General features: G+C 70.5%; 2 protein-coding genes and 1 pseudogene. 2 read left to right on the top strand and 1 reads right to left on the bottom strand.

The annotated features are described in order from the left end of the window. Positions 1 to 159: 159 nt before the first annotated feature. The gene (locus tag FRW57_RS19055; protein ID WP_137121902.1) at positions 160 to 981 is read left to right on the top strand and encodes a carbon-nitrogen family hydrolase; all 822 of its coding nucleotides are present in this window, start codon (positions 160 to 162) and stop codon (positions 979 to 981) included. A gap of 11 nt (positions 982 to 992) precedes the next feature. Here the strand turns inward: FRW57_RS19055 and FRW57_RS19050 are convergent, their stop codons facing one another. Then, positions 993 to 2,873, bottom strand: coding sequence for an acyl-CoA dehydrogenase (locus FRW57_RS19050; protein WP_137121901.1), 1,881 nt, complete (start codon positions 2,871 to 2,873; stop codon positions 993 to 995). A gap of 253 nt (positions 2,874 to 3,126) precedes the next feature. On the opposite strand from FRW57_RS19050, the pseudogene FRW57_RS24565 reads away from it, so the two are divergent. Continuing rightward, a pseudogene (locus FRW57_RS24565) lies at positions 3,127 to 3,499 on the top strand (hypothetical protein); the annotation flags it as partial.

The raw sequence follows: 3,499 nt of genomic DNA, 5'->3' as shown, positions 1-3,499 counted from the left end.
AGGCGGAGCGCGACGACGACGCCGAGCTGCGTGCCTACAACGCCCAGCTCGCCGCCTTGGCCGGGCGGGGCCCGGTGACCGAGCGCTCGACCACGCCGGCCACGCGGCCGGACGACACGGTGACCCCCGGAGGGGCTCCGACGACACCAGGAGAGTGACATGCGCATCGCGATGATCCAGCTCGCATACGGCGATGAGGAGAGCGTGGCGGACCGCACCGAGCGGGTGGCGCAGCTGGTCCGCGCCCAGGCCGGACACGACCTGGTCGTGCTGCCGGAGCTGTGGGGCGCAGGCGGATTCGCCTACCAGGGTTGGCAGGAGCGCGCCGAGCCCGTGGACGGGCCCATTGCCTCGGCCATGGCCGCGGCGGCCAGGGACGCGGGCGTCCTGTTGCACGCGGGCTCTATCGTCGAGCGCCCGGCCGACGGGTCGCACGGACCGGAGGGCAAGGACCTCTGGAACACCTCGCTGGTGTTCGACGCCGGGGGCAACCTGGTGGTGACCTACCGCAAGATCCACCGCTTTGGGTTCGGCCGGGGTGAGCCCCTGCTCATGGAGGCCGGTGAGGACCTGGTGGTGCTCGACGTCCCCGACGGCGCCGGGACCGCACGCGCCGGGCTCTCGACCTGCTACGACCTGCGCTTCCCCGAGCTCTACCGGGCCCAGCTCGACCTCGGTGCGTCGATGTTCGTCGTGCCCGCGGCGTGGCCGATGCCACGGGTCGCGCACTGGAGCCTGCTGGCGCGGGCCCGTGCGGTGGAGGACCAGTGCATCGTCGTGGCCTGCAACACTGCCGGGACCCACGCCGGGGTGCCGATGGGCGGCCACAGCCAGGTCGTGGCCGCCAACGGTGAGGTCCTGGCCGAGGCCGGTGAGGACGAGCAGGTGCTCAGCGTCGAGGTCGACCTGGCCGCGGTCGCCGCCTACCGCAAGAGCTTCCCGGTCCTCGACGACCGGCGCCTTCCCCGCCCCGGCGAGTGACGGAGCCGGATTTAGAAGGCGTCCTCGGGGACCTCCATCAGGGCGTTGTCGGTGGCCTCGGCGATCGCGCGCTCCGCGGCGAGCTTCGGCAGCACCGTGCGCGCGAAGAACGAGGCGGCGGCGACCTTGCCCTGGTAGAAGGACCGGTCTGCATCGGACAGCTCGGCGGCGCGGGCGGCGAGGGCCCGCCCCGCGATCTCGGCTTGCCGGAGCAGGAGCCAGCCGATGACCACGTCACCGGCGCTCATCAGCAGCCGAGAGGTGTTCTGCCCGACCTTGTAGAGGTTGCGCACGTCGCCGCCCTCGGCGCGGGGGTCGGACTCCATCAGCGAGCCCACCATCGCGCCGAGGATGCCCTGCATGTCCTCGGCGGCCTGCCCGAGCAGCTCGCGCTCGCGGACCAGCTCGTCACCGGAGCCCGCCCCCTTGGCGAACTCCTGTACCTGCGTGGCGAGGTGGGTGAGCGCCTGCCCCTTGTCCTTGATGATCTTCCGGAAGAAGAAGTCGAGTCCCTGGATCGCCGTCGTGCCCTCGTAGAGGGTGTCGATCTTGGCGTCCCGGACGTACTGCTCGACCGGGTAGTCCTGCAGGAACCCCGAACCGCCGAACGTCTGCAGCGACTCGGTCCCGAGCAGCACCCAGGCCCGCTCCGAGCCGACCCCCTTGACGATCGGCAGCAGCAGGTCGTTGACCCGGCTCGCCAGCCCCGCCTCCGACTGCGGATCGAGCTCCTCGACGCCCGACTCGAGCTGTGCCCGGGCCACGATGTCCTGCTGGCTGGCGGTGTAGAGCACCAGAGCACGCAACCCCTCGGCATACGCCTTCTGCAGCATCAGGCTGCGGCGCACGTCCGGGTGGTGGGTGATCGTCACGCGGGGGGCGGACTTGTCGGTCTGCTGGGTCAGGTCGGGCCCCTGCACGCGTTGCTTGGCGTAGTCGAGCGCGTTGAGGTACCCGGTCGACAGGGTGGCGATTGCCTTGGTGCCGACCATCATCCGGGCGAACTCGATGATGCGGAACATCTGCGCGATGCCGTCGTGTGAGTCGCCCAGCAGGGTGCCGACCGCAGGCTGGTCCTCGCCGAACCGGACCTCGCACGTGGTGGACACCTTGAGCCCCATCTTGTGCTCGACATTGGTCACGTAGGCACCGTTGCGCTCGCCGAGCTCGCCGGTCTCGAGATCGACGTGGTACTTCGGCACGATGAACAGGGACAGGCCCTTGGTGCCCGGGCCCGCGCCCTCGGGCCGGGCGAGCACGAAGTGCACCACGTTGTCGTAGATGTCGGCCTCGGCCGAGGTGATGAAGCGCTTGACGCCGGTGATGTGCCAGGTGCCGTCGTCCTGCTGCACGGCCTTGGTGCGGCCTGCTCCCACGTCGGAGCCGGCGTCCGGCTCGGTCAGCACCATGGTGCAGCCCCAGTGCCGGTCGACCAGGTGCCGGGCCAGCTTCTTCTGGTCCTCGGTGCCGAGGGTGTAGAGCACCTTGGCGAAGGAGAACCCGGCGGAGTACATGTGCACCGCCGGGTTGGCGCCCAGGACGAGCTCGGCCACGGCCCAGCGCAACGACGGCGGAACCACGGTGCCGCCCAGCTCGGCCGGCACGTCGAGTCGCCACCACTGCGCATCGAGGTAGGCCCGGTAGGACTTCTTGAACGACTCCGGCAACGTGACCGTGTTGTGCTCGGGGTCGAAGACCGGCGGGGTGCGGTCGGAGTCGAGCAGGCTCTCGGCGAGCTCGTGCTCGGCCAGCCGCGCGACCTCGTGCAGGATCTCGCGCGCGGTGTCCGCGTCGACGTCCGCGTAGGGCCCGGTGCCGAGCACGTCCTGGCGCCCCAGCACCTCGAACAGGTTGAACTCCAGGTCACGCACGTTGCTCTTGTAGTGGCCCATGGCGGCTCGTCCTCCGATGCTCCGTAATGAGGTCGGCGGCGAAAGGCACCGCCGGCTCCGCCCGCCTACCGGCGGGTAACTTCCATCATGCTACTCATCAGTAACCCTGGCAAGCAGATCGGTGAACGTTCGGTCACGGCGATCCGGTTGCTGACCATTCCTTGACCGAACCAGGGGCTGGACGTGGTTTGCCGAGCACGGGCTGGGGAGGAGGCTGAGGGGCACTTTCGCGGACGAAGGAGTCGGTATCGATGTGCGCAGCGCCTCCACCGGGCACGCCGTCTGCGACGACACCGAGTGGATCAACGGGCTGTCCTGGCCGGTCGACGAGTCCTACCACCCCAACCGGGCGGGCAACGTGGCCTACGCCAACCTGATCGGGCCCCGTCTGACCGGGCAGACCGTGCGGGTCGCGCCGGCCAAGCCCGAGTTGCGGGTCAACCCGGCGCCGAGCCAGGGGACCGATACCGCCGGTACCGCAGCGCACTTCGTCGTGCCCGCCATCACCAGCCCGGAGAGCCTGCGCGCCGCCCGGGCCGCCGGCCTGAACCCGCGTGACGTGCGGCACCTCGACCGGTTGCTGCGCGGGCGACCCCTCCTCGCTCCACACCGCCACGCGCGACCTG

The organism is Segeticoccus rhizosphaerae, assembly GCF_009192725.1.
Classification (GTDB): domain Bacteria; phylum Actinomycetota; class Actinomycetes; order Actinomycetales; family Dermatophilaceae; genus Segeticoccus; species Segeticoccus rhizosphaerae.
The sequence above is the reverse complement of the archived record's forward strand: the minus strand, read 5'-3'. Positions and strand labels throughout refer to the sequence as shown.

Coding starts and splice junctions, on each gene's coding strand:
- FRW57_RS19055 (WP_137121902.1), top strand. CDS start 160: ATGCGCATCGCGATGATCCAGCTCGCATACGGCGATGAGGAGAGCGTG.
- FRW57_RS19050 (WP_137121901.1), bottom strand. CDS start 2,873: ATGGGCCACTACAAGAGCAACGTGCGTGACCTGGAGTTCAACCTGTTC.